23 protein-coding genes are annotated in these 24,524 nt (G+C 42.1%); 7 read left to right on the forward strand and 16 right to left on the reverse strand.

Annotated elements, in window-relative coordinates:
• Positions 1 to 2 precede the first annotated feature (2 nt).
• The 3 genes from DFP82_RS14970 (at position 3) to DFP82_RS13840 (ending at position 2,621) form a co-directional block, all read left to right on the forward strand.
• Complete coding sequence (locus DFP82_RS14970) at positions 3 to 62, forward strand: IS3 family transposase (protein WP_077447752.1); 60 nt, start codon at positions 3 to 5, stop codon at positions 60 to 62.
• Between the two features lie 148 nt (positions 63 to 210).
• A complete protein-coding gene (locus tag DFP82_RS13835; RefSeq protein WP_181416333.1) occupies positions 211 to 1,881 on the forward strand; it encodes a phosphatase PAP2 family protein in 1,671 nt (556 codons plus the stop codon).
• A 92-nt stretch (positions 1,882 to 1,973) separates the two neighbouring features.
• Positions 1,974 to 2,621, forward strand: a complete 648-nt coding sequence (locus DFP82_RS13840; protein ID WP_110924310.1) for a glutathione S-transferase — start codon at positions 1,974 to 1,976, stop codon at positions 2,619 to 2,621.
• A 254-nt stretch (positions 2,622 to 2,875) separates the two neighbouring features.
• Here the strand turns inward: DFP82_RS13840 and DFP82_RS13845 are convergent, their stop codons facing one another.
• From DFP82_RS13845 to DFP82_RS13860, 4 genes are all read right to left on the reverse strand, one after another.
• Positions 2,876 to 3,229: a hypothetical protein gene (locus tag DFP82_RS13845; protein WP_110924311.1), complete on the reverse strand. Its 354-nt coding sequence runs from the start codon at positions 3,227 to 3,229 to the stop codon at positions 2,876 to 2,878.
• A 69-nt stretch (positions 3,230 to 3,298) separates the two neighbouring features.
• Positions 3,299 to 3,559: a hypothetical protein gene (locus DFP82_RS13850; protein ID WP_110924312.1), complete on the reverse strand. Its 261-nt coding sequence runs from the start codon at positions 3,557 to 3,559 to the stop codon at positions 3,299 to 3,301.
• Between the two features lie 716 nt (positions 3,560 to 4,275).
• On the reverse strand, positions 4,276 to 5,760 hold the full coding sequence (locus DFP82_RS13855) for a histidine kinase dimerization/phospho-acceptor domain-containing protein (RefSeq protein ID WP_110924313.1): 1,485 nt from the start codon (positions 5,758 to 5,760) through the stop codon (positions 4,276 to 4,278).
• Positions 5,750 to 6,469, reverse strand: coding sequence for a heavy metal response regulator transcription factor (locus DFP82_RS13860; protein WP_110924314.1), 720 nt, complete (start codon positions 6,467 to 6,469; stop codon positions 5,750 to 5,752). Before DFP82_RS13860 ends, DFP82_RS13855 begins: the two co-directional genes overlap by 11 nt.
• Positions 6,470 to 6,947: 478 nt before the next feature.
• Between DFP82_RS13860 and DFP82_RS13865 the strand changes: the two genes are divergently transcribed.
• Both DFP82_RS13865 and DFP82_RS14745 read left to right on the forward strand, forming a co-directional pair.
• The gene (locus DFP82_RS13865; protein WP_110924315.1) at positions 6,948 to 7,583 is read left to right on the forward strand and encodes a DUF411 domain-containing protein; all 636 of its coding nucleotides are present in this window, start codon (positions 6,948 to 6,950) and stop codon (positions 7,581 to 7,583) included.
• A 131-nt stretch (positions 7,584 to 7,714) separates the two neighbouring features.
• Complete coding sequence (locus DFP82_RS14745) at positions 7,715 to 7,888, forward strand: hypothetical protein (RefSeq protein ID WP_181416335.1); 174 nt, start codon at positions 7,715 to 7,717, stop codon at positions 7,886 to 7,888.
• 423 nt (positions 7,889 to 8,311) lie between these two features.
• Here the strand turns inward: DFP82_RS14745 and DFP82_RS13870 are convergent, their stop codons facing one another.
• From DFP82_RS13870 to DFP82_RS13925, 12 genes are all read right to left on the reverse strand, one after another.
• Complete coding sequence (locus DFP82_RS13870; protein ID WP_110924316.1) at positions 8,312 to 9,223, reverse strand: haloalkane dehalogenase; 912 nt, start codon at positions 9,221 to 9,223, stop codon at positions 8,312 to 8,314.
• A 289-nt stretch (positions 9,224 to 9,512) separates the two neighbouring features.
• On the reverse strand, positions 9,513 to 9,929 hold the full coding sequence (locus tag DFP82_RS13875) for a DUF6789 family protein (RefSeq protein ID WP_342767482.1): 417 nt from the start codon (positions 9,927 to 9,929) through the stop codon (positions 9,513 to 9,515).
• Positions 9,930 to 9,971: 42 nt separating this feature from the next.
• The gene (locus DFP82_RS13880) at positions 9,972 to 10,667 is read right to left on the reverse strand and encodes a haloacid dehalogenase type II (protein WP_110924318.1); all 696 of its coding nucleotides are present in this window, start codon (positions 10,665 to 10,667) and stop codon (positions 9,972 to 9,974) included.
• 227 nt (positions 10,668 to 10,894) lie between these two features.
• A complete protein-coding gene (locus tag DFP82_RS13885) occupies positions 10,895 to 12,169 on the reverse strand; it encodes a patatin-like phospholipase family protein (RefSeq protein WP_110924319.1) in 1,275 nt (424 codons plus the stop codon).
• A gap of 665 nt (positions 12,170 to 12,834) precedes the next feature.
• Positions 12,835 to 13,449: a c-type cytochrome gene (locus DFP82_RS13890; RefSeq protein WP_110924342.1), complete on the reverse strand. Its 615-nt coding sequence runs from the start codon at positions 13,447 to 13,449 to the stop codon at positions 12,835 to 12,837.
• Between the two features lie 136 nt (positions 13,450 to 13,585).
• Entirely contained in the window at positions 13,586 to 15,232 is a 1,647-nt protein-coding gene (locus DFP82_RS13895) for a flavin monoamine oxidase family protein (protein WP_110924320.1), read from the reverse strand.
• A 69-nt stretch (positions 15,233 to 15,301) separates the two neighbouring features.
• Positions 15,302 to 16,723, reverse strand: a complete 1,422-nt coding sequence (locus DFP82_RS13900; RefSeq protein ID WP_110924321.1) for a cytochrome c — start codon at positions 16,721 to 16,723, stop codon at positions 15,302 to 15,304.
• A gap of 348 nt (positions 16,724 to 17,071) precedes the next feature.
• Complete coding sequence (locus DFP82_RS13905; protein WP_110924322.1) at positions 17,072 to 17,833, reverse strand: PAP2 family lipid A phosphatase; 762 nt, start codon at positions 17,831 to 17,833, stop codon at positions 17,072 to 17,074.
• A 164-nt stretch (positions 17,834 to 17,997) separates the two neighbouring features.
• Entirely contained in the window at positions 17,998 to 18,387 is a 390-nt protein-coding gene (locus DFP82_RS13910; RefSeq protein ID WP_245905737.1) for a diacylglycerol kinase, read from the reverse strand.
• 407 nt (positions 18,388 to 18,794) lie between these two features.
• A complete protein-coding gene (locus tag DFP82_RS13915) occupies positions 18,795 to 20,141 on the reverse strand; it encodes a sensor histidine kinase (protein ID WP_110924324.1) in 1,347 nt (448 codons plus the stop codon).
• A gap of 109 nt (positions 20,142 to 20,250) precedes the next feature.
• Positions 20,251 to 20,937 (reverse strand): response regulator transcription factor, encoded by a 687-nt coding sequence (locus DFP82_RS13920; RefSeq protein WP_110924325.1) that lies wholly within the window; start codon positions 20,935 to 20,937, stop codon positions 20,251 to 20,253.
• 43 nt (positions 20,938 to 20,980) lie between these two features.
• Positions 20,981 to 22,678 carry a phosphoethanolamine transferase gene (locus DFP82_RS13925; protein WP_110924326.1) on the reverse strand — a complete coding sequence of 566 codons (1,698 nt, stop codon included), beginning with the start codon at positions 22,676 to 22,678 and terminating at the stop codon, positions 20,981 to 20,983.
• A 177-nt stretch (positions 22,679 to 22,855) separates the two neighbouring features.
• Between DFP82_RS13925 and DFP82_RS13930 the strand changes: the two genes are divergently transcribed.
• Together DFP82_RS13930 and DFP82_RS13935 are read left to right on the forward strand one after the other, a co-directional pair.
• Complete coding sequence (locus tag DFP82_RS13930; RefSeq protein ID WP_110924327.1) at positions 22,856 to 23,164, forward strand: ArsR/SmtB family transcription factor; 309 nt, start codon at positions 22,856 to 22,858, stop codon at positions 23,162 to 23,164.
• Positions 23,165 to 23,241: 77 nt separating this feature from the next.
• Positions 23,242 to 24,480, forward strand: coding sequence for an NADH:flavin oxidoreductase/NADH oxidase family protein (locus DFP82_RS13935; RefSeq protein ID WP_110924328.1), 1,239 nt, complete (start codon positions 23,242 to 23,244; stop codon positions 24,478 to 24,480).
• Positions 24,481 to 24,524 lie beyond the last annotated feature (44 nt).

Here is a 24,524-nt window from a genome sequence, read left to right on the forward strand (position 1 = left end):
GAATTCAGCTTAAACTAAAAGGACTGAGTCCTGTGCAATACAGAACTCAGTCCTTGATATAAACTTAAACCGTCCAATATTTGGGGGTCAGTTCACAAAGGTTGGTTTTTTTGTCTTCGTTGTATCTTATAAAAAGTGATTTGCTATACTTCATTCTGTAGCTATACCTAGCGAATACAAACCGTTCAGCAATATCTCAAGGCTATGTCATTGAATAATTTGTCTACGCATCTTTTGTCCACGACTCATGCGCTATCGATATCCACGCGCTTTCGGCATCTATGCCTTGCGTTAGCGATATTTTATCTGCTTTATAATGTGACGACATTCTATAGCGTCTCGTTATATGAGAGTGCCCCTTCGAGCATTCATAATTTGGCCACGCCATTTGATGTCGTCATACCTTTTATGCCGGTTATGATAATCCCTTATAGCTGGTCGTTGATTTTATTTGTGGTCGGCTTTTTTTTAGTACGCACGTCCACGCAGTTATCCTTACTGACATGGCGCTTAATCTTGGCGACTGTTTTTGCCTGCTTGATCTTCTATTTTTATCCTGCTCGTTTCTCATTCAATCGGGTTGTACCTGATGATTGGACGCAATTCGGCTATCAGTTTTTGCAGTTGGTGGACAAGCCATTTAATCAATTGCCATCTTTGCATGTCACTTATGCCATATTGCTTGGCGTGTCATTATGGGAGGTGGTAGCGTCTAAAAATCCATGGATTTCAGTCGCTTATCGATTATTACTTATTAGCATATGTACATTGATAGCACTTTCAACGGTGTTGACATATCAACATCATTTGCTAGACATGCTAGGCGGGGCAGTGTTGGCCGTTGCGGTGCTCATACTCTCAAGTCGAATCCGTAACGCACTGGTAATCAAGCACTTAGCACTGGGTAGCATTGGATTTTTATTGATAGCGATAGGAGGATTTTACCTTGCCAATATGAGTATGATAGTGTCTGAAGTTGTAGAAAACTTAGCCATTATTATTGCTGCATATTGGCTGATCAGTTTTACAATGTTGGCTTGTGCCTATCAACAGGCTAAATCAATACAGAATACACGCTGGTTTCAAAAGTCGAATAGCGGTCGACTCACCGTATATACTTGGATGAAGTTTGCGCCCATCATTATTATTTACAATGGTATGTCATTTTTGGGCCAGTGGTATTTTAAAGTTTTCTCAAAAGGTCAAAGACATCTGCTCACACCATATGCTATTAATAATAGGGTCAAAGTTGTGGCTTCCCCTCGATTGAGGCAGGCTGATTTGCATAGCCATTTAGCGCATTGGCTGTTTGACTGCACTTCATTAGAGTGGCCGAGTTTGCCAGAAAAAATGCCGTCCTCAGTTCATTGTCAGATTATCGTCATTGATTTAGCCGCTGAGATATCTAGTCATGTTTATCATCTTGAAGTAGCTGCTAACGGTATCACTAAGATGCCTGTTCATTACTTATATTTGCCTTTACTAGACTTGCAGCCATTGAGTGATGTATTGCTTAAAGATCATATTGATCTATTTAAGCGACTTGAAGCGTTGACACAATCAGCAGAAACGCGAGCGATAACTGCTGATAATGAGAGTCGGGTAGAGGGTCATCAGGTAAAATATGGTCAGGTAAAAGATGATCAGGTAAAGGATAGCCTCACTACGATTATCAACTTCCATTGTGTGATGGGGTTATCACGTAGCATCGGCGTGCAGGTTTTATATTTATTATATTGTGGTACGCTAACCATCCATAATTATCAATCGTGGATTGAGCAGCATTATCCACATGCGCACCTGACAGATGCTTATCTGCCACAGTCACTGGTAGAAGCGGTGGCTAATTATAAATCTATCGAATATCCAACAACTCATTAATGTACATTGATGTCAGTGGGTCTGCGCCTGCTACTTTTTCTTTATTTACTCTTTACCTACTGTTTAATTCCTATTCAACTATGGAAATGTCTATGAACGCTTCACTGCCTTGCTTGTACTCTTTTCGTCGCTGTCCCTATGCTATGCGTGCTCGTCTTGGTTTATTATTTGCCGAGTTACCGGTAGAGCTACGAGAAATCACGCTAAAGAATAAGCCAGCGCAGATGCTAGCGATTAGTCCAAAAGGTACGGTGCCAGTATTACAGCTTTTAGATGGTTCTGTGCTTGAAGAGAGTGCAGAGATAATGATGTGGGCGCTTGAGCAAAAAGATCCGCAAGGACTGCTGGATGAAAGCGTTTTATCTCAGGCTAATGCTCTGATAGCAAAAAACGACAATGAGTTTAAACAGTGGCTAGATCGCTACAAATATGCCGATCGTCATCCTGAAATGACTCAGACAGAGTATCGGCAACAGGGTGAAGTTTTTTTGCAGGATTTAGAAGTGTTATTGACTAATAATACGTATCTACTAGGCAATAGCGTGACTGTTGCTGATATTGGTATTATGCCGTTCGTTCGCCAATTTGCCCATGTAGATCGTGATGTCTTTTATAGTTTGCCTTATCCGAAATTGCAACTATGGCTAAAACATTGGTTGGCGCATCCATTATTCATACAAGCCATGACTAAGTTTCAGCCATGGCAGGAAGGCGATGAGATAGTGGTTTTTTCTTCTTAATATTAGGGCGTGTCCTCAATTCAAACGAGTGTCCTCTAAATGGGCTAAAAACAGCTAAATTTTGCCAAACATCGTCAAATAGTTGGTCAATATCTCGATATTATCTGCACTATTTTCCTCGTTTGACGGCAATTTATCTCATTTTTATCACCATTTTTAAAATGATGACACGCCCTAGGGTCTGTCATCAGTAGACCCAAAGCCGTGAATCTAATACAGTCGTGTAAATAAGCATGAATAACAGCTATCTTTACTTAGCCATGTTTTCTATCTTGTTCAAACTTACTATCTTTGTGCTTTGTTTTGCTGTCATGATGTGCGTCTTTCTGCTTGGCTTTTTGTTTTGCTCGCAGCTCTGCATCATGCTTGGCTTTTTGTTTCGATTTCAGATCTGAGTGGTGCTTTGATTCTGCCTTGTGTTTAGCTTTGGCTTTAAGTTCTGCATTGTGCTTGGCTTTTTGTTTTGCCTCTATTGCATTTTTTTGTTTTTGGGTCAAATGATGCGTATCTGGTTGAGGCGCAGCATTTGCTTGACCAATCGCAGCAAAGCAAGTAGATACAGCAATTAGTGAGCTGATGGCAATGTTTTTCATGTTGAATTTTTTCATGGTAAAGCCTTTTTAAGCTCATTATAAGCATTTATTAAGTGGTTAAAGAGGTATGAATATAAAGTTGTTCTATCGAACGACCACCACTTTTTTTGTTGGATGTTTTGCTTTCGCTACGACAACTTGCTTGGCCTTATGTTTTGCTTTAACGACGACTACTTTTTTCGCTTTAGGTTGGGCTTTTTTAACAACGACTACTTGTGTTGCTTTAGGTTTGTCTTTGACAACGATCACTTGTGGTGCAGCATTTGCTTGACCAATCGCAGCAAAGCAAGTAGATACAGCAATTAGTGAGCTGATGGCGATATTTTTCAAGTTAAGGTTTTTCATAGTAAGGTCCTTTTAATCTCATTATAAGTATGAGTATTTATTGAGTGGTTAGAAATATACAAATAGAACGTCGCTCTATCGAATAAGGAAATCATAACGGATTGCAGTGTTACGTACGTTTATGAAAGTTAAAGAAAGGTGACGTTTTCTAGCCAATACTCAACTATTTACACTAACGCACGTGAGTTGTGCGAGTGATAGGCAAATTAGCAATACTCTAGAGAGGATACTTACTTAATATCATCAATTTGCTTTTCCGTTAGATCCTTACTACATTCTGATATGGCCACACCAACTAACTATCCAGACCATCATTGAGAGGGGAGTCAGACGGCATATTGGCAATAGGCAGGGGATACGGAATTTAGAAACGTTGCTAGCTGATAGTACTAACTTATTATTTATACTAGGGCGTGTCCTCAATTCAATCGATAGTCATCTAAATGGGTTAAAAATGGCTAAATCTTGCCAAACGGCGTCAAATAGCTGACTAATATCTCGATATTATCTGCGCTATTTTCCTTGTTTGACTGTAATTTATCTCATTTTTATCACCATTTCTAAAATGAGGACACGCCCTAGAAAGCCATGGCTGAGTTTCAGCCATGGCAATAAGGAAGTAATGTGGTGGTTGTTCCTGTTTAGTACTAATTAGTACTGAGATTTTTTAACACATCGTTAAAGTACCGCCCTAATTTAGATAGCGCTCACTTAAATTAAGCCCTCAATAGCTCAACACTGATTTGAAAGTAATAATCATCTTTGATAGTGATGCTGACATTACCTTTATGAGCTTGTGCAATCGTTTGGACGATTGATAATCCTAAGCCCGCTCCTGTGTGCTTGTTGTCTGTCTTATGATGACGATAAAAACGCTCAGATAATTTATCTACCTCTAGCTGGGTCATTGGTTCCTCTAAACGATTGGTCATCACGATTTTTAGAGAAGATTGCTTTAATGCAGGTGCTGAAGTCTTTTGTAGACTACTCCTAGTTGTATGCGTCAGCGCAGAGTTTTCAATCGAAAAGGCTTCAATAGTGATGCTACTATCACTCGCTGCATAATAAGTGGCGTTTGATATCAAGTTGGCAAATAACCTCTGCAATAAACTTTCATCTCCCAATACTGCTTGGAAGTTACCTGTTTTTTGAAAGGTGATGTCACGCTCTTCTGCTACCAGCTCATAGTAAGAGATAAGGTTGGTCATCATTGACTCGGTATCGATACGATTGAGCTGTGAGTCAGACAGTCCTTTTTGGGTTTTTGCGAGCAGTAGCATATTGTTGATTAGCGCAGACAGATGCTCGAGGGTGTCATGCTGATGATGCAGCTGTTCGACATATTCATTGCAGCTTCTATTTTTGCTCAGCATTACTTGAGTTTGGGTGCTGAGCGTGGCAAGCGGAGTGCGTAGCTCGTGCGCGATATTATCTGAAAAGCGAGACAGCGATTCAAAATTGCTTTCAAGGGTTGCCATCATGAGATTGTAAGATTCAGCCAGTGGTCGTAGCTCTCTAGGCATATCAGTAACGATGACCCTTTCATCCAAGCGCTCAGGATTAATGCCTTTCATTTTTTGGACGATGGTAGATAACGGTGCAAAACCCCAGTAGACACTCATGGCGGCCACTGATATTAGTAGCAGGGTGATAATCCCTAAAATAATACTTAACTGACGATTGAAGTGTAATAGGTATTGCTGATGAACATCGATAGGTAAGGCAATCAGTGCCAATGTTTGGTTGTTTTGAATAATAATGGCATGGTAGTTTTTACCGTTCATTGCCAATGAAAACTGTTGCTCATGGTGGGTGTCCCATAATGGCAATACTTGAAAGTCTTCGGGTAAAAAGGCTGAAAATTCGCTAGGGGCACTCGATAGCAGTTTTCCGTTTTTATCAAAAATAAGGGTTTTTATATCGTAATCAAGCCATGAAGAATGCAGGTGATCCGCATCAGCAGGTGCAGATAATGTCAAAGCATTAGATAGAGTCGTTTGTTGATCAGTGCCATTGACACGCTTACGCAGGTTGAAGGCGGCATGAGACAGCATTTCAGTATCCATTTGATCGAAATGGTTACTGACAGAGCGCTGAACCCAGATATAGATGATGGCTTGAGAGATAACGACAAATATCGTTAGCAAGAAAATAGTACGCCATAGCAAAGGCAAGCGTCGATTGTGGACGTTACTCTTCATTGTATGCTTGCTCAGCGTTGTCATTGCTATTGTCTGGTGTATCTAACTTATAACCCATACCTCGTACGGTATGAATCAGTTTTATATCAAAGTCATCATCGATTTTTAGACGTAAACGACGAATGGCAACATCAATGACGTTGGTGTCACTATCAAAGTTCATATCCCAGACTTGAGAGGCAATGACAGAGCGCGGTAATACCTCGCCATGGTGCTCTAAAAAGAACTGCAGTAGAGAGAACTCTTTAGCAGTAAGTTTTATGGTGGTGTGACCTCTATTGACTGTGCGCTTGGAGAGATCCATCCTTAAGTCTGCGATTTGCATGATGCTGCTTTTATAATCTGCTTGATTAGCACGGCGTAGCAAACTCTTGATTCTTACAATCAACTCAGCAAAAGCAAAAGGTTTGGTCAGATAGTCATCCCCACCAATTTCGATACCTTTGATTCTGTCGCTCAGATCATCTTTTGCTGTCAAAAATAATACAGGCGTATAGTTTCCAGCCGCTCTATAATTGCGGATTAACTCAAAGCCACTAATATCTGGCAACATGACATCCATGACTACCACGCTGAAATCATCTGTCATCAACGCATGATGACCATCTAAACCAGTCATATAGTGGTCTACAATAAAACCTGCTTCGGTTAATCCTTTTTTGATATATTCACCGAGTTTTATTTCATCTTCAACCAGTAATACTTTCATATTTTCTCTATTTAGTATGGTGCGCGTATTTATCACAACTGAAGGGCATGGGTATGGATAGGGTAGATGCCATTAATGCTATCAGGTGTTTAGGATTCAAGTTATATCAGTTTTTGATGCGTCAATTCTGTGTGGCAGTATATGTTTGATAGAAATCATACAGCTGACATAATCATCAGGTTTAAACCTCATATTAAAGGAAACGGTCGCGCATTAGAATCCAAAGACATCAACATGACAAAATTGTCATGTTGGTGTCATCTATCAGTCAGAATCAACCGTGTATGCTTCATGCTAATTTAATGGACTGTAATGTCAATCCTACTAGCCCTATAGTTTTTATTAGCATCGAATCAAACCAATAGAGTTCCTTGATGTAGCCACTCAAATCAATGGCAGCTTGATTGGTGTATATTTAAATACAAGCCTATCTCAATATTAAATTAATCTTGGTACGAAACAAATTAGAGGCGGTCTTATGAGACACAATAATAGTACTTATACGTATAAGCATCACAAGATATCGAGTCATATTTTGTTAGTGGCGCTGACATCGTTACTCTTTGCTTGTAGCCAACCAAGTACGGATGAGCAGAATATACAAAGTGTATCAAACGATAAATCCGCCACTACTGACTCGCAAGCAGTACAAACAAGCGCTGCTGAGATAGAGCCAGTCATGACTCCTGTGTCCGACTCGTCTACATCACTTAAAAATGTTTCAGCCACTGTCTACAAAACGCCAGATTGCGGCTGCTGTGAGGACTGGATAGAACACATAGAAAGTCATGGTTTGAATGCAAGTGTTCAACATCCTGAAGACTTGTCTTTATTTAAAGATCGTTATGATGTTCCGCAGCAGATGCGCACTTGCCATACGGCCGTTACCGCAGATGGCTACGTCTTCGAAGGTCATGTGCCTACAAAATATATGGCGCAGTTCTTAGCGAGCCCGCCGGCACAAGCCATTGGCCTTGCTGTCCCGGGTATGCCAGTGGGCAGTCCTGGTATGGAGCAACAAGATAAATTTATGCCGTACCAAGTAATGCAGATGAATAAAGATGGCACAACAGAAGTATATGCTGATATTACGTCTGCTCAGCAGCAGTTGTAACGCTATAGTCAATCCTCTATAAAATGGATAGGGTGTCACTATTATCAATGATAAACAACCTATTGAAAATGAAATGCTTAAACATCATTTTTGATATCAGTACCATAAATTTAGAACCATGGAGAAGTACGATGATGAACGATACCGCTATGAATGGAGCAATGATGAACGGAACCATGATGCAAGGTATGGGCATGGGTGGCATGATGATGTGTATGCTATTTGCACTATTGCTATTTGCCGTACTCATATTGGCTGGCATCGCACTGATAAAACAGTTGCGTAAGCCAGCAGCAATTGCATAATAAATGGCCGTATCTGGCAGCAGGGGATAGAGATAATGCGTCTGTCCCAAGTTGTCAGAAATTATTTCAAGCTGATGGTTCTCAACAGAGCGTTTGATCAAGTGTGATATACCTGAAAATTCACATAGACGATAAGCAGCCATGAGGCTCTGACACTGTAACCTGCTTGGATAGCGTAAATAGGATTTAACAACTTAATAGGGCTGGCAATTTAATAAAATTGCCAGCCCTACTGGTATGGTGATGACGTCATTTAATATATTGTCTAATGCTTTGCTATCAGATGATTATTAAAATATTGCCAGTTATAGTCAATCCTCTATAAATTGGGTACGGTGTCAGTCTCGCTTAGCCTACTACTTGTAGTGCTTTCACTCGGCTTCCTTGTATCCAAATTATATTGAACTGACTATAGTAAAAAGGTTATTCAGGATTGTCATTAATGAACGTAACCAAAAGCTCACCCAATACTTCGCCCTGATCTTCTTGAAGGAAGTGCCCACCATTGGTAATAATCGTATGGTTTTGACCTTTGGTTCCCGGAATAAGCTTTTGCATTATCTTATCGCCACCGTTGGTAACTGGGTCTGAATCGCTGAACAAGGTGATGAAAGGCTTTGTCCATTTACTCAGTTCAACCCAAGCTGCACGGTTCTTGTCTGAGGCAGGATCATTCGGTGTCGTAGGGACAAGTAGAGGGAACTGTCTGGCGCCTTCTTTATAAGACTCATCAGGAAACGGTGCATCATAAGCATCGATTACCGCCTGTGATAGCTCTGTGGTAGTACCGCTCTTGATAGCACCGCCTACATTGAATAATGGCGTTTCTTGTGAGAATTTTTGCCATTTTCGAAAGCCTTCCCCTGGATCATGGTCGCCTGTAGGGAGCATGGTATTACCAGCTGCTACTCGAGCAAATTTATCTGGGTGTGCTGCCATAAGTCGCAGGCCAATTAGACCACCCCAATCTTGACAAAACAGGGTAATGTCTTTCAAATCTAATTGATCAAGTACCGATTGCATCCAGTCGACGTGACGCTGGTAAGTATAATCTTCACGAGACGCAGGTTTATCCGAACGTCCAAAACCAGGAAGGTCTGGGGCAATCACACGATGACCAGCGGCAGTTAATATTGGAATGACTTTGCGATATAGATAAGACCATGAAGGCTCTCCATGTAACAGTAATACTGGAGCGGCATCTTTTGGGCCTTCATCGAGGTAATGCACACGTAGTTCACCCCCTTCGCTATCGTCGACCATCAAATAGTTCGGCTCAAAGTCGTAATCAGATAGGTTCGCAAAACACGAATCAGGGGTTCTAAGTACTTTCATATATCATCCTTGTTATCGTTTAGGTCTATTAAGTGTGACTTCAGGGTTGTGCTTTTGGTACGTGATGTAATAATTATATTCTATCTACTTCGACGGGTAGTCACCTCAATCAGCAGAGACATTTACTATAGTGAGTAAGCTCATTTTATATATTTTCAATAAAAACTATATCGCACATACTTTTGTTCATGCAACACAGAGAGTGCTGAAAAGGATACGAGCGATATGGCGTGTCAATAGTGACAAATTCAAACTACATTAATAAATGGATTGTTGTATATAAGCTTTATTATTTATGAACGAGCTTGGTATAAGCTTTGCCTAATACCACGCCAAAGACGAGATGTAGCATTAAGGTTGCGATAGGTATCATGAAACCGCTTGGCATATCTAAGCCAAACATTGCTTTACCCATTATTGGCATCACGGCAACCATCATCACAAGCCAACCTACAAAACCTATCCCGATACCTAGTCCGACGAAGTTTCTATGTAAATTATTACCAGATGCTAATACGATGCCAATACCGTAGCCGATAGAACCAATCATAAAGTGAGCCACCAAAGCGATGGCTTTACTATCACCCATTTTGGATGCGATCATCGCGATGATGTTAAAATCAGGCATCAGTCCCATCATACTTTTGAACATGAGTAGTAAAGACATGACGATAGTAGCAATAAATCCTGCAATTATTCCTGCTATTTATTCATTCATGATAAATATTCCTTTTTTATAGTTTTAAGGTTATTTTTTCTTCTTTGAGATAATTTGCTCAACCAGTGTGACAAGATCTGACGCTATAAAGTCAGGGGTTGGGACATTAGGCGCGGGTAACATAGCGTTGTAAGGTCTTGTGAGAAAAGCCCCCTGGCAGCCAACTGCTTGTGCACCAATCGTATCCCAAAGATGAGAAGCGACTAGGCACATATCAGACATTTCCACCGATAGCTCTTTAGCCACCATTTGATAGGTCTCAGGTGCAGGCTTGAACTTCGCTACTGTCTCAACGCTAAAAGATTGCTCAAAAAACTCACTCAATCCTGCTTTGTCAAGTGGTGTAGGCGAGGTGCTACTCGCTGAATTGGTCAATGTCACGAGTCTAAACCCTGCTGCACGTAGTTTGGTCAATGCAGGCGCAGCGTCAGGATGAGCGGGCATGTTACCCATGCGGGTTTTGAATTCTTGGATGTCATCATCTGTTAGCGTGACTTGATGGATATCAGCTGTCATCTGTAATGTGCCAACACCGAGCTCACCGAAAGATGTATAAAGACCGGATAAAGTCATGGCTTGCGAATACAGTACCAACTGAGCGAACCATTCTCTTAATATATTCTCATTGTTAAACAGACGAGCAAATAAAGGTGTGAGGGTGTCGATATCTAATAATGTCTCGTTGACATCGAATACGATGATTGAAGGAGATAGGTTAGAGGGCATAAAAGCTCCTTTTAATATATAAGTGTGTTGAATAAACGTATTAAATGTTGGCACTTTGCAGTTATAAGTATTAGAGCAAAAGCGTTAGTAGCTCTTACAGTAACTGGACTTAAGCAAGCATTCAAGTTAATTTGAGTAATCGCTCAAATTGAATGGTTAAGCTTAATCGAGATTTTTAAATAGCTCGATTGACTTAGATTATTTAGTTTAAGGTACTTGTTTGTATATTACTGAAGGGCTTTACGAAAGTTTTGAAATTCTTCAGATTGATCAAGCAGACTGCTGCCAAGTGAGCGCCATTCATCGACTTGCTCAGGTTGCAAGTGAAAGGTCGTTGGCATCGCATCGAACTTTGCACGTTCGTTTTTATCCTTTACTTGATCAAAGGTTAATACTGAAAAGTGAACTGCAACTTGAGGAGAGGCTGAGTCGCGCTGAGCATTCACATGCTCGCTCCACTGCAAGAACTCTTTTTTAGCCGATGAGACAGTGTCATTATTCAAAGTACCTAATGCGACTTCACTGGCGGCTGAAATGGTTTCGAGGAAACTAGGATCTTTACTTTCTAAAGACCAGTCATGCTCTGAGTAGGTTTGTGCATTGGCAATGACGACTAGCACTTGTTTGACCTGACGCAACTTATCAGGGCTAAATGCACCAGCCATATTTGGGACGTCGCCATATTGAGTCACAGGACTCATCATCGAGCCACGAACCCCTAGATTATCAGTGACGCCGCCATCTACCAAGCGAACGACAGGCATACGATCTGGCTGTGAATAGCGATCCAATGCACGGGCGATTGCGTAACTGCGTGGTAGATGATCGTCTTGATTCAGCGCCTCATCCACCCAAGATTGCTCTCGCTGTGCGCAGTCAGAAAAGTTACGTAGGGCTATGGGGGCAAAGATGCCGGGTACGGATGAAGAGGCCATCACTGCATTGGCCACGGGATAGCTCGATAAATCTGAACATAAAAAATCAAATTGCTGCTGAGTAAATGAGAAGGTCATGGCGTTATTTAGATCGCTGGCATTGAGGATGACGTAAGGTAATTTGCCTCGACCCATATCCGCAAAAGTCTTTTGTTGAAACAGATTACTGTCTAAGTTATCCGCTACCAGATCGCCTCGATTGTATTCAGAGCTGCTCATGGCGATTAGGCTTTTCGGACGTAATGCAAGCCTGATCAGTCGAGATTGCCAGTCTTCATATAAAAACTCTGGGGCAAACCGCTCAAAAATATCATCACCAAACAAGCCGTAATAAGCAGCGGTGTAACTACCGCCTGATACTGAGGAGATGACATCTACCTCATCTAACAGTCGGCGCTCTATGCCATTGATAGTCACTGGGGTGTCACGCAGTTTTTCGAGCACGCCATAGCTAAGCGCCGCTGCCCGTGTGCCACCACCAGAAAAGGCGAGCACCACAAATACATCATCTGAGTTTTGAGGTAACGTATTATCAAAGTCATAACGAGTGGTGGTTGTATCTGCCATGGCTTCGTTCCAGACTCGTTGCGTACAACCGGTCAATAAGCTGGATATAAGGATAAGCATTAAGAGGAAAATCATGAAGCGTAATGGCGGCGCAGCTATGCGGTTTGATAGCCTTTGAAGGAGGTGTTCATAGCAATTAGATAAGTATATACGCATGCAGACTACCTCAAAATATGTATAGTAAAATCCACATAAATTCGCTACATCGTCACCCTCGCTAACCATACTAATGTATAGCTTGCACTCGGTTTCCTTGTATCGAAATTACTTGAACTCAACTATAGGTCGGGTCTCTTGTCTCCCAGTTATTTCAAAGCGGCTATCCGTGACACTTTTTATGAAATTTTAGAGAGCGCTTGACGCTTATTGTATTGACCTTTCTTATAATAGATAGCTGATGCGTACGGTCTACAGTTTACAATGTAAATGGCAGTCAATAGTCCAATTGTTGAATATAAACAGTAACGGCATAGCAATGGTCAGTCAAGATAAAATTAAGCAGTCCTTCAATGTTGATAGCGGTGTGTTTAAGATTAATCCCTCTAGAAGACATATGTTGTCGTTTGAATATAGAGATTGTCTGTTTTAAGCAGAGCTAGACAATTATGCTGAAGTCCAAAGTCTGATGATAGAGAATGACTATATATTAGCCGTCGTCAGCATACTTATTCGCTAGGATCAGATCCCGGTGGAAAGTCATGGCGCAGCTGAGATACGTTGTCAGTCGTCACCGTATCAGTATAGTTATTTAAATCACTATGCACGTACTGGGTAACAGCGGCTATCTGCTGATCATTCATCATGCTATGAAAAGAGGGCATACCGCGTAATCCATTGATAAGGATGCTAATGATGTAATATTTAGACTCCATTTTACTGTTGTTGGCTAATGGTGGATAGTAACCCGCTCCCTGTGCACCTTCGCCTTTGAGCATATGACAGCCCGCGCAGGAGTCGTCATAAAGCTTCTTACCATCCGTCGCGAAAAACCCAGTCTTACCTTGTGTACTGCCTTCAAATTTGGCTAACCATTTTTGCAAATTGGCATCGTCACTCATTTTTGGTATAGCACTGATGTCGACGATATCCATAGGCGGGCGTGTCAGCGCTTCTTTTGATAGATAGACGCCGCCCCAAGCGCCATTATTGCGGCTGGCCTGATTGTCAAACACCATGGGCGCTGTTTGCTGGCTGGCGATAGTAGCTACGTTTTCGGTTCTATGCTGACTACAGCCTGACAACGTTATTAACGCTATCGATACACCAACAACGAGGGTCATTACTGCCTTACTGGAGCTAAGCGAGCTAGATAATTTAAATGGGTTTGATGTCACCATAGTCATGATTGTTCCTAATGTGCCTAGTCTCATTGTTATCATTCTTGCGTCAACGCCAGACTTATTATTTAAATACGTGTTATCCAAGTTTCTTGGCCTTTTGATGTAAGCGCTTGGCTGCGTCTAGCCCTGAGAGTATCGCACCTTCTTGCCAAGCAGGAATATGAGAACAATGCTCACCCGCTAATACAATACGATGGTCAATGCTACAAAGCGACTCGTAATACTGCTGACGGCTCGATTCACTCCAAATGCCATAGCAGCCGAGCGACCAAGGAATACGATGCCAAGCGACTGATGTACCTGCGCGGAACTCTTTGGTGTATTGCGGATGAATATATTTGCCATATTCTAAAGCAACGTTAATGCGCTCTTTTGGCGTTAACGCATTGAATTTATAAGACGCCTCTCCAAAGCCGTAAGCACCTAATAACACGCCTGAACCTGAGGTGAATAAGTCTTGTGAAGGGTAGGAGATTTGGGTAATGGGCAGATCTGTATAAGTGATGCCGCCGTATATCCATTCATCTTCTTCCCAAAACCGACGCTTAAACTCAAGTCCTACTTTATAGGAAGTGTCATAAGGCACTGCAGCCATGGCTTGCTTCATTGGCTCTGAGACATTGATGTCAATTTGCGTCAATACTGACAGTGGAATATTGCAAATACACCAATCAGCACGAATACTTTTAATGCTACCTGTTAAGTTACCGCTTTCAAAGTTACCGCTTTCAGAGTTGCTGCCTTTAGAGTTATTGGCATCGATATAGTCAACCGTGACACCCGTTTCATCTTGATGAATCTTAGTCACCTTAGCCTTGAACTGAATCATATCGCGACATTCACGGGTGAAAGCATCACCGATTTTACCCATGCCACCAACGGGCTGGAACATAGCGGGTTGATGCACATGAACCGTATAGTTGTTGTAGAGATCAGACCACATGCCTGAACTGAGCAGCTTATCCATTGGGATGGGCGTAGAGGGTTTGGCATCGGGCATCAGTCCACCACCTGGATAGACGCTATAACCACGATGTTTGCCCGTCTCATGGCTTTTGACATAGCGATAATCAGTATCGAGCACGCCCCAACCTTTGAGACCTTCTAACAGTTTTTCTTTGTCTTCTTTAGTCACCGTATCATCCAAGCTGCCTTTATTGACGGCTTTGGATAATAGCTCTGATACATAGCCACGGATATCGCTTTGCACGTCACCCAAGCGCTGCGGCGCACCATTGAAATGGTTGGTGCGATGTAGATAAGCACGATCGTTGGTTTGAATAAAGGGCTGTAATGCCACATTGAACTTTTTGCAATAATGAAAGACTGCATAGTGATGCACGGGCAGTCGCCATGGCCCACCATTGAAGTAGTTGCCTTTTTCGAAGTCGCAGGTGACTTCTTCGCCTCCTAATTCCGTGTATTTATCCCCGCTATTTAGCGTCCAACTGCGTCCGCCGCCGCGATTCTGGTACTCAAGGACGGTGACTTTATAGCCTGCTTTGCGTAATTCATAAGCCGCTGTCAGCCCACCCAATCCAGCACCTAGGATAACGATGCTGGCCCCAGCAGGTGCGCCTTTTAGATCTATTTCTTTTTGAAAGCTAGACTCGGAAGCGAAGCCCAATGTGGTCATTGCCTGATACATGGCCGTCGCGCCAGCCGTCTTACCAATCATCGAGAGCAGTTGTCGCCGTGTAGGGGAATGCAGCAAATCTTTCATTTAAATGTCCTTGTGGTGCTCAGTCTCTATATTGGCATAAGACGCAAACGGTTCAATTAATTTTTGGGGTTAGCCTTTCTCTTTTATCACTCGCTTAACCTCGTCAGCACTCACATCACTACTGGGTAAACCACCAAAGTTGATTCGCACATAATTGGTAATACTAGCAATCTGTGCGTGGCTCAAATCTTTCTCAAAGCCTGGCATCTTGGGTGCGGTATTGAATGCGCCTTTTGCCCCAAACGCAATCACGCCGATAAGCGCATCGGGTTTAGCACGGCGGATGCTACTGAGACCGACGATAGCAGTATAGCGGGCATCAGGTTGCGCGTAACCATCGACACCGTGACAGCTGGCGCAATGAGTCAAATATAGGGATTTTGGTGAAGTACTATTTTCCATTACTCTGTTTGGATTGTTATTTTGACTGCTGCTTTGATTACTGATTTGATTACTGCTTTGATTAATACTGACATGAGGCGTGTCAGCTTTTGCCTTAGCTAAGTAATCCTTTTGCTCGAGTAAATCATAGGTGATAGAAGTGCTTTTCGGGCTAGGGAGTCGAGCGACATTAACTGGTATTAGGTAATCATCCGTCTTGATTGCTGGGACGACTTTTAGATAGTTAGCCATCGCACTCAAGTCTTCATCAGTGAGATAGCGTGTACTATGTGCTACGGCTTCTGCCATAGGGCCACCGGCATAAGCTTGCTTATCAAGCTTTCCAGTACGCAAATAAGCGATGATGTCACGCTCAGACCAGCGCCCAATGCCCGTATCGTTGTCAGGCGTGATATTAGGGGCAAACCACTTACCGAGCGGTGCTCCGGATAGATAGCGATCTTTATCGAGGCCTTGGGTAAGATTGCGCGGCGTATGACAGGTGCCGCAATGCTCTAGATTGTTCACCAAATATTCACCGCGCTGCTGGGTTTGGCTCAGTCCTAAGCGATTTTCAGTAGAGGGTACATTGATGACATTCCATGCCAGCATCAAGCTACGGATGTTTAATGGAAATGGTAAATGAGTGATCTGTTCAGGAGGTTTATCAATGATAGGCACGGTCTGAAAATAGGCAAATAAAGCGCTGATATCATCGTCAGACATGCCGTGATAGGACGGATAGGGCATGGCGGGATAGATTTGATGCTTTGGTGCACGACCTTTACGAAGTGCATTTTTAAAATCAGCTTCGGTATAGTTGCCGATACCATACTGCGTAGAAGGCGTAATATTAGTCGAATAAATATTGCCAATAGGCGTCTCTATCGGTACGCCGCCGCTGTAATCTTCACGGTGGCAAGCCATACAATCTGCCGTACGTGCCACATAAGCCCCGCGATTGGTGAGATCACTATTAAGTGGACTAACATTTGGCAGGCTAGTTCTAGCAGGCAAATCAGTGTGTGCAGGATAGATATTATCAGCATAGGCCGTACTGCAAGCCAGACTAACAACCAGTGCTGATATCGGTATAGAAAGTGGTTTCATAATATCCCTATAATGCTAGTAATAGCTCCTATCTATAACGCTTGCTCACAGTACCAATCGTATTGGCGGCTTCTATCACAGCAGTTTTCTGACACTCAAATAGAAGGCTCATGGCGACATTCCTTTGTCGGTCATCTACACATCAATGACGGTTACGACGAGTGCGATTCATATTTTTATCGAGTCAAATATTGGTTGCTATTGATTATTTATACATTGTTTTTCAAATATTTAGTAGCAATATTTTAGTGGGAGTAATATGGATGATCTAAGTAGTGTTTACTCGACGATGGCCGCACCATCGTTACGGTCAAATCGTTTTAGGATGTTTTTGGCTATTAAGGATATCTATAAAGTTCTTTGAGGATTGAGGGTAATACTTTTAATTGTGCTGGTAGTCTTCTTCTTAAAAAAGACACTTGAAAGCGCACAAGCAATGGTTAGTGATAGCAGCATCGATACCAATGTATGACTAAAAAAATGGTCGCCAAAGAGCATTTTGTATAACCCCATTGTCCAGCCTAAGACGGTCACGCTCTCAAATATTCTATAACGATGCTTTTTTAGAGTGGGTAAAAATGCCAAACCATATAAAGAAAATCCTGCGCTCGCATGTGCGGCTGGAAAGCATTTGGCTGGCGTGTCGGCGACTATGCTTTGCCAGACATTTAGATAGGGTAAGCTCCCACCAAAGAGGGTTAAATGGTTGGGGCAACTCACATGTGTCATCCCTTTTAATAGTGCAATAGACGTAGGTACTACGATAAGAATCGTCAAAAGATAACTTATCTCACGAATGGATAAAGGGGTAATAAATTTATGGAGCTTACTGCTATTGGTTGCAGAGATACTGTTTAGGGAGTGTCTGTACTTTAAGATTAATACGGTAATCAAATAGAGTGCTAGGAGAATCAATAACGCTTTAGGTCCATCATAAAAAATGAAAGCATAAGGCTGTGCATCTTTTTGGATGAGCCATTGCCCATGGCTATAAAACAGCTCACTAATACGAATATCAAATTGGCTATGTTCAAAAGTTAAAGCCGCAATAATCGTTAAGCACAAGAGTTTAAGCCAAACCCAATCCGTTGAATCGTCCTCTAGAATCATTTAAAACCTCAACTAGTCCTATAGTCAATTCTCTATAAAAGAGTTACCGCGTTAACCTCGCTTGAAGTATCACATATACATCTACACTTGGTCGCCTTGTCTCTCTTTTAAACTGAATAAACCATACATACATTATGGTAGTGATACTGCTCACCAAATACTGTTTAAGATAAAAAGGTCGATAATGCCATTAGCCACAAAACAAACAATAACAGCAATGCTAGAAACTGAGCAGCTGAACCGACATCTTTGGCTATTTTGGCTAATGGATGTTGCTCAGTAGAGGTATGGTCGACACTCGCTTCGATACCAGTGTTGATAAGCTCAACGATTAAGGACAAGAAAGAGGCGAACACCAGCATCATTTTTATATTGACAGCGAAAGGCATAAATATAGTGAATATTAACAGCAGTAGATTAAGCCAAAGAACTTGTCTGAATGCGGCTTCAAACTTATAAGCAGCACGGAAACCATCTATAGAATATCCTGTTGCATTTAGGAGTCGATCCAGACCTTTTTTACCCTTGGCATTACTTGCAAAGCTGCCGGACATCACAAGAGTATCAGGTGCGCTCTTATTTTTAGAATAGGAATCTATCTGTTGATGCTCGATAGAAATGGTTTCGACATTGTTCATATTGATGCTCATATTGATGGCTCAATCGTTATGGATATTTTGAGTGTATGGCAAGGAGTATGTAGTGCTTTCACTCGCTTTTCTTATCTCTGAAAATATAGAGTAAGTGCAATCATTCCTATAATTATTGTTTTAATGATCCCAGTGTAGGAGGTCACTGGTTAGCACTTGGGTATTAGTATGAGCGGGGCGCTGTTAAGAAAGTGTTAAGACGGGATGCTTTTGCTTTTTTTATATTTATGCGATGTACTTATGCGATTGTTAAGTGTGGATGCAATACTTCAAGCTGGCATTCTTTTATAGAGGACTGACTATAGAAGAGGCTACGTATAATAAATGCTGAAGGTGCTACCGCCAGCCTCATTGGCTTGGTGCGTTAGTTGCCAGTCCATATGAGTCATGATGCGTTGCACGATGCTAAGCCCCAAACCGCTGCCTTCAACTTGGTAGCTAGACTGACCTTTTGACAATGATTCGGTATCCAGTTGTTGGTCATTGTTCTGTTGCTCTAGACGCTCAAATCTTTCATATAGCAAAGGCATCATTACTTCAGGAATACCAAGCCCTGTATCCGTGACGGTGATTTTTTCGGCATCAATCGTAATGACTACCTCACCATCATCAGTATATTGAAATGCATTTTTTATTAGATTGCCCAATGCCATTTTTAGTAGCTCGGGTCGTACGTACGCGAAATATTCTTGTTCAGCCATTACGGTGCAAGTCACTGCCTTATTGCGTAGCAGGTATCTTAAGCGCGCCACTTCATTTGAGGCAATATCATTGATGGAGGTTTGCGGTGTGTCTAGTTTTTCAGGTGCACGAGAGAGTAACAGTAAAGCACTGATAATCTCAGAAGTTTCTTTAGCGGTATTGCTAATGCGGTTGGTAAATTCACTTAAGTGACTGTCATGTTCTAATTGTGAGGCCAGTACCTCTGATGCTCCCATGATAATAGTCAAAGGGGTGCGCAGCTCATGGCTGACATCGCCTGTAAACAACTGCTCACGTTTTAGATATTGCTCTAGCTTATGGTTTTTATCATCGATAGCTCGAGCCAAGACGCCAACCTCTGAAGGCATATGTGTCAGTTGAGATAGGTTTTGATGATCCGTTTCTACGGCTTTTTTTAAGTCTAATAGTGGTTTGGTGATTTGCCTAGAGGACAGCTGAGAGAATATCGCTGCGATTAATAAACTCAAAATGACAGCCGCTCTCAAGGCATTGGCGAAAATATCCTCTAAGCTTTCGAAGATTTCTAAAACCGGATAGTGACTCATCACCATCTCAACCCCTTCTACGTAGGTCAAGATATAAGCTTGCTCACCCTGCTGATCGATAAAAAAATGAAGGTTGGCGTGAGTTTTGCCAGACTCATCGTTGATAGTGACCGATATTTCTTGCACTTTTTCATTCGCCAATGCTTGTAGGTTGGCAGGTGCAACATCGTAGCGGTAAATTTTAATACCTGGGTCGGCAGTGTAAATAGGCTGATCGCCGTACTTCTCTTGACTAAGATCAAGCTGCTGTAATAGACGAGCCTTGACCAACTCCTGTTCTATTCTGCTCTCCGCGTACAGAAAAATACTGACGAAAGTTGCGCAAAGCAGTAGAGCAAATAAGAAGTACGAGATTCGAAACTTGTTAACGATGGAGTCGATACTAAACATGGTATTTACTTCGTAATGAAAGGCAGAAAGAAAGAGAGAGAGAGGTTGTCATACAGATAGCTAAATATTCTTTATCACAAGGATAGGTTGTTAAATCTATCAGCGGATTTTATATTTTATCTGGATCAATGATTTGGTAACCCACACCAGGTATCGTGATTATCATGGCTTGTACAAAGGGTTTATCGACTTGTGCACGTACACTATGCATATGTGTGCGCAGGGCATCGCTACTAGGAATGTCCTCACCCCATACCTTTTCTTCTAGCTCGTTTTTACTGACGACTCGAGGAGAAGTGCTCATGAGCACATTTAGTATCTTAAAGCCTGTTGGCGTGAGTTTCAGCGACTGTCCTTCACGTGTGATGGTGTGCTCTTCCGTGTTTAACGACAGCTTGCCGACTTCTATACTATGCCGGAAGTGGTCGTCTTGATGTCGACGTATAAGGGCTTTGATGCGTGACTCTAGTTCTACTAAAGAAAAGGGCTTAACCAGATAATCATCGGCACCACTATCGAATCCTGCGACTTTATCTGAAATAGTATCGCGCGCCGTCAACATGAGTACTGGGGTTTTATTATGTAGCTCATCTCTTAGCTTTTTACACAGTTTTGTACCGTCCATGCCAGGTAGCATCACATCTAATAAAATCACGTCATAACGATTATTAGCAGCGAGCGTTAAGCCGCTAATACCATTGTGAGCATTATCTAACTCAAAGCCTTTGGGCTCAAAAAAAGCATAAATATTGGCCACAATATCAGGATTATCTTCAATAATAAGTATTTTGTACATAGATGTCTCGTGCATAAATGCCAGTCGTGAATGGATTAAAACGCTAACTGGCCAGCTTAAAAAAAGTGGGTTCTGCTGCCACTTCATCGGTTATGATACCGAAGAAACTGAGTAAAGTGGGCGTAATGAAATCATGTGATACAGGCTGGTCAGTCATACGAGCAAGACTATGATTATCAATACTGTTACTAGTAGGCGACCAAATAATGACTGGCACCTGCTTCTGGGCATCGGGTGCAATACTATAGGGTAAACCATGCAAATAAATATTGTTTTCCCCCAAGCTCTCGCCATGATCGCTGATATATACCATCACCACATCATAGTCTTGCTCATAATTTTTTAGCGTATCAATAACGTTATCTAAGAAGTAATCGGTATAACGAATGGCATTATCGTAACCATTGATAACAGACTGGTCATCGCATTTAGCTAGCTCATTGGTCATACAGACAGGGTTAAACTCTTCAAACTCGTTAGGGTAACGCTGGTAATAAGCAGGACCATGATTGCCCATTTGATGTAATAGAATCAGCGTATCTTTAGGTGTCTCGCCTGATTTGACAAGTTTGTCAAAACCATCGAGCATACCAATATCTCGGCATTCAACATCGCAATTAGGGTTAGTCTCAGCGGTTTTATAGTCTTCAAACGTGACGCGATCGGCCACACCTTTAGAGCTAGAGTTGTTGTCTCGCCAAATAACGTTGACACCTTGTTTATGTAGCGTATCCAGTACGTTTTCATTATAGTCTGCATTTTTAGAGTCATAGTTTTCTCTATTGGCATAACTGAACATACAAGGTACCGAGTAAGCGGTAGACGTCCCGCAAGAGGTGGTTTTTTTGAAACTATAAATGTCTGGCTGGCTAGCCAGTAATGGCATGGTATCGCGCTGATAGCCATTGAGACTAATATGATCGGCACGGGCGGTTTCACCGACGACAAATACCATTAGCTTAGGTTTTGCTGCATTAGTGCCCGTCGCAGTGACAGGCGCTAGACGCTTGGCATCGGTCGCATGCAGTATCAACGTGTCAGGCCGACGTAGTTCATCAATGTAATCAGTGCCCAGTTTGATAACAGAATAGACAGGGGTGATGGGGTTGGCGTAACTACGGATGATTTTGTGTTGACGAAAAAAGGTGGCATATTGATCGCCCAAGGGCAAAAGGCATGCGCCTATAAAAGCAAGCGACAGTATCAAAGTCATAATGCGTTGTAAGACAGCACGACGTAAAGGACTACGTTTTATAGGGGTTTTGGCAATAATAAAAGCGGGTATGATGCCCAATAAAATAAGACGAATAAAAAAGCTTGGTGCCATCAGGCCCGTTGCTTCGGCTTGGTCCGTTTCCATACTATTGATCAGCATGTTGGTGTCAAATATCGTCCCGTAAGCATCCGTAAAGTACCCGCATACAGCAGCTATCAATACCATCGCAATCAGCACGGTCTTTGCAATTGGACGATAGCATAGCAACTGAAACAGTAGCCACATAAGTCCGAATAACAGACCTGCGAGGGATGTTATAAAAGCAATATGCGTTCGAAAAGGATAAATATTCAGCACTTGCTCAAAAAACCCAATATTCGCCGTGGCGACCAAGTAGAGCGCAACGATTATAATCAAATAATGGAGATTAATCTCGCGATTAGACACTTTGCTTATTGTGTGTATATCTCTATTTTTATTATAAGTCTTAGTATCATTGGTGCTCATTAATTGAGGTATTGACATAATCTGGCTTCTCAACAGAGTTATAGGGAATATATTCCTCACCATAACAAGGGGCCTGTTAAGAAGACGTTAAGGTAGCTGGTTTTTTAATAGGACGCTATGATTGATCAAATTATTAAGCAAGGTTGTGCTAGAGAAGTAATTGACTCTTGATAGTATATCGAGATACCATGATTTATGAATATAGAAAATGTAATATCCGCCCTTAATAATCCTATGCGCCGTCAAATCCTTGAATGGCTAAAAGACAGGTCGAACTTTCCAGCCTCATTACCAGAGCATGCTGATTTAGACGGTGTGTGTGTGGCATATATCCAAGAAAAAGCAGGATTGTCACAATCAACCATTTCGAATTACATGGGTGTATTAAAAAAAGCAGGATTGGTCATTGCTGAACGCCATGGACAATGGACATTTTATCAACGCGATGAGGCTAATATTAAAGCTTTTCTCAACGAGGTTGAGAAAGAACTGCTAAAGCTTTAATACACTGTTTTCACAGTCTAAGATAGGTTTTTAAAATACAATATCGAGATATTTCGATATGGCGATGGAGCGTCCCAATGAAACAAACAACGACCAAAATTAATCCAACCAACCTAGCAGAAATATTAGGTAAGCCACTTGAACTGCCTTGCGGGGTAGTGCTCAAAAACCGAATGGCGAAGGCCGCAATGTCAGATTCTCTCGGTGATGGGTGTGGTAATGCAACGGATGCTCAATCACGTCTTTATGAGCGCTGGGCGCAAGGCGGCGTCGCATTGTCATTGATTGGCGAAGTACAAGGTACTCCTCATTATCCTGAGAAGCCTGGCAATTTAGTACTAAACCCAAATTCAGATATCGAGGCATTACAGGATTTGGCACGTCGTGGATCTATCGATGGTGCACATCTTTGGCCGCAGCTTGGCCACGCTGGTGCATTGTCATATTTGCCTGTTAGTAAACCCAAAGGCCCCTCTGCATTAGATCTGGCAGAATTACAATGCGAAGGAATGAGTATAGAAGACATCGAAGCATTACCCACTATGTATGCAAACGCAGCGCTTATTGCTAAAGAAGCAGGGTTCGGTGGCGTTCAAATACATGCAGGCCATGGTTTTCTGTTAAGTCAGTTTTTATCTCCGTTGTTCAATCGACGCACTGATGAATACGGTAGCTCTGTAGAAGGAAGATTCCGTGTCGTGCATGAGGTGATAGAGGCCGTTAGAGATGCGGTGGGAGATACATTCCCCATTGGCATCAAGATAAACTCGACAGATCAATTAAAAGGCGGCCTAACAGAGGCAGATGCCATGAAAATGATTGGTATCCTCGATCAGACGTCTATCGACCTGATTGATATTAGCGGTGGTACTTATTTCCCAGGAGCGCCTGCAAGCTCAGACAGTAGCTCTGGTAGCGGCCCTTACTTCGTTAGTTTTGCACAACGTGCAAAGCAGATAACCACTATTCCTATTATGGCGACAGGCGGTTTTAAAACGCGTCAGCAAGCTGTTGATGCTATTGCGAGTGGCGCGGTCGATATGGTTAGTATAGGTCGTGGTATGGCATTAAATCCAAATCTAGCCAATGACTGGTTAAGTATGGAAGGTGGTGACTCAAAGTTTCCAAGATTCGATACCAACCCTTCAGGTGGCGTCACTGCTTGGTATTCCATGCGACTAACAGCATTAGCAGAAAATAATGAGGATGCATTCGATTTAGACCTAGAATCTGCTATGAGTATTTATGATGAGAGAGATGAGGATTGTTGTAGTGATTGGCGTCAGGCTTTTGGTCGTATAGTCAAAGAATTATAAAATGGGTACAAGGCAGCCGATTGCAGATTGTACAAGTAGTACAT

Origin of the sequence: Psychrobacter fozii, from assembly GCF_003217155.1 — a bacterium.
GTDB classification, from domain to species: domain Bacteria; phylum Pseudomonadota; class Gammaproteobacteria; order Pseudomonadales; family Moraxellaceae; genus Psychrobacter; species Psychrobacter fozii.

Excerpts from the sequence above, each read along its gene's own strand:
- DFP82_RS13840 (WP_110924310.1), top strand. The coding sequence starts at position 1,974 with ATGAACGCTTCACTGCCTTGCTTGTACTCTTTTCGTCGCTGTCCCTAT.
- DFP82_RS13845 (WP_110924311.1), bottom strand. The coding sequence starts at position 3,229 with ATGAAAAAATTCAACATGAAAAACATTGCCATCAGCTCACTAATTGCT.
- DFP82_RS13850 (WP_110924312.1), bottom strand. The coding sequence starts at position 3,559 with ATGAAAAACCTTAACTTGAAAAATATCGCCATCAGCTCACTAATTGCT.
- DFP82_RS13855 (WP_110924313.1), bottom strand. The coding sequence starts at position 5,760 with ATGAAGAGTAACGTCCACAATCGACGCTTGCCTTTGCTATGGCGTACT.
- DFP82_RS13860 (WP_110924314.1), bottom strand. The coding sequence starts at position 6,469 with ATGAAAGTATTACTGGTTGAAGATGAAATAAAACTCGGTGAATATATC.
- DFP82_RS13865 (WP_110924315.1), top strand. The coding sequence starts at position 6,948 with ATGAGACACAATAATAGTACTTATACGTATAAGCATCACAAGATATCG.
- DFP82_RS14745 (WP_181416335.1), top strand. The coding sequence starts at position 7,715 with ATGATGAACGATACCGCTATGAATGGAGCAATGATGAACGGAACCATG.
- DFP82_RS13870 (WP_110924316.1), bottom strand. The coding sequence starts at position 9,223 with ATGAAAGTACTTAGAACCCCTGATTCGTGTTTTGCGAACCTATCTGAT.
- DFP82_RS13880 (WP_110924318.1), bottom strand. The coding sequence starts at position 10,667 with ATGCCCTCTAACCTATCTCCTTCAATCATCGTATTCGATGTCAACGAG.
- DFP82_RS13885 (WP_110924319.1), bottom strand. The coding sequence starts at position 12,169 with ATGGCAGATACAACCACCACTCGTTATGACTTTGATAATACGTTACCT.
- DFP82_RS13890 (WP_110924342.1), bottom strand. The coding sequence starts at position 13,449 with ATGACCCTCGTTGTTGGTGTATCGATAGCGTTAATAACGTTGTCAGGC.
- DFP82_RS13895 (WP_110924320.1), bottom strand. The coding sequence starts at position 15,232 with ATGAAAGATTTGCTGCATTCCCCTACACGGCGACAACTGCTCTCGATG.
- DFP82_RS13900 (WP_110924321.1), bottom strand. The coding sequence starts at position 16,723 with ATGAAACCACTTTCTATACCGATATCAGCACTGGTTGTTAGTCTGGCT.
- DFP82_RS13905 (WP_110924322.1), bottom strand. The coding sequence starts at position 17,833 with ATGATTCTAGAGGACGATTCAACGGATTGGGTTTGGCTTAAACTCTTG.
- DFP82_RS13910 (WP_245905737.1), bottom strand. The coding sequence starts at position 18,387 with ATGTCCGGCAGCTTTGCAAGTAATGCCAAGGGTAAAAAAGGTCTGGAT.
- DFP82_RS13915 (WP_110924324.1), bottom strand. The coding sequence starts at position 20,141 with ATGTTTAGTATCGACTCCATCGTTAACAAGTTTCGAATCTCGTACTTC.
- DFP82_RS13920 (WP_110924325.1), bottom strand. The coding sequence starts at position 20,937 with ATGTACAAAATACTTATTATTGAAGATAATCCTGATATTGTGGCCAAT.
- DFP82_RS13925 (WP_110924326.1), bottom strand. The coding sequence starts at position 22,678 with ATGTCAATACCTCAATTAATGAGCACCAATGATACTAAGACTTATAAT.
- DFP82_RS13930 (WP_110924327.1), top strand. The coding sequence starts at position 22,856 with ATGAATATAGAAAATGTAATATCCGCCCTTAATAATCCTATGCGCCGT.
- DFP82_RS13935 (WP_110924328.1), top strand. The coding sequence starts at position 23,242 with ATGAAACAAACAACGACCAAAATTAATCCAACCAACCTAGCAGAAATA.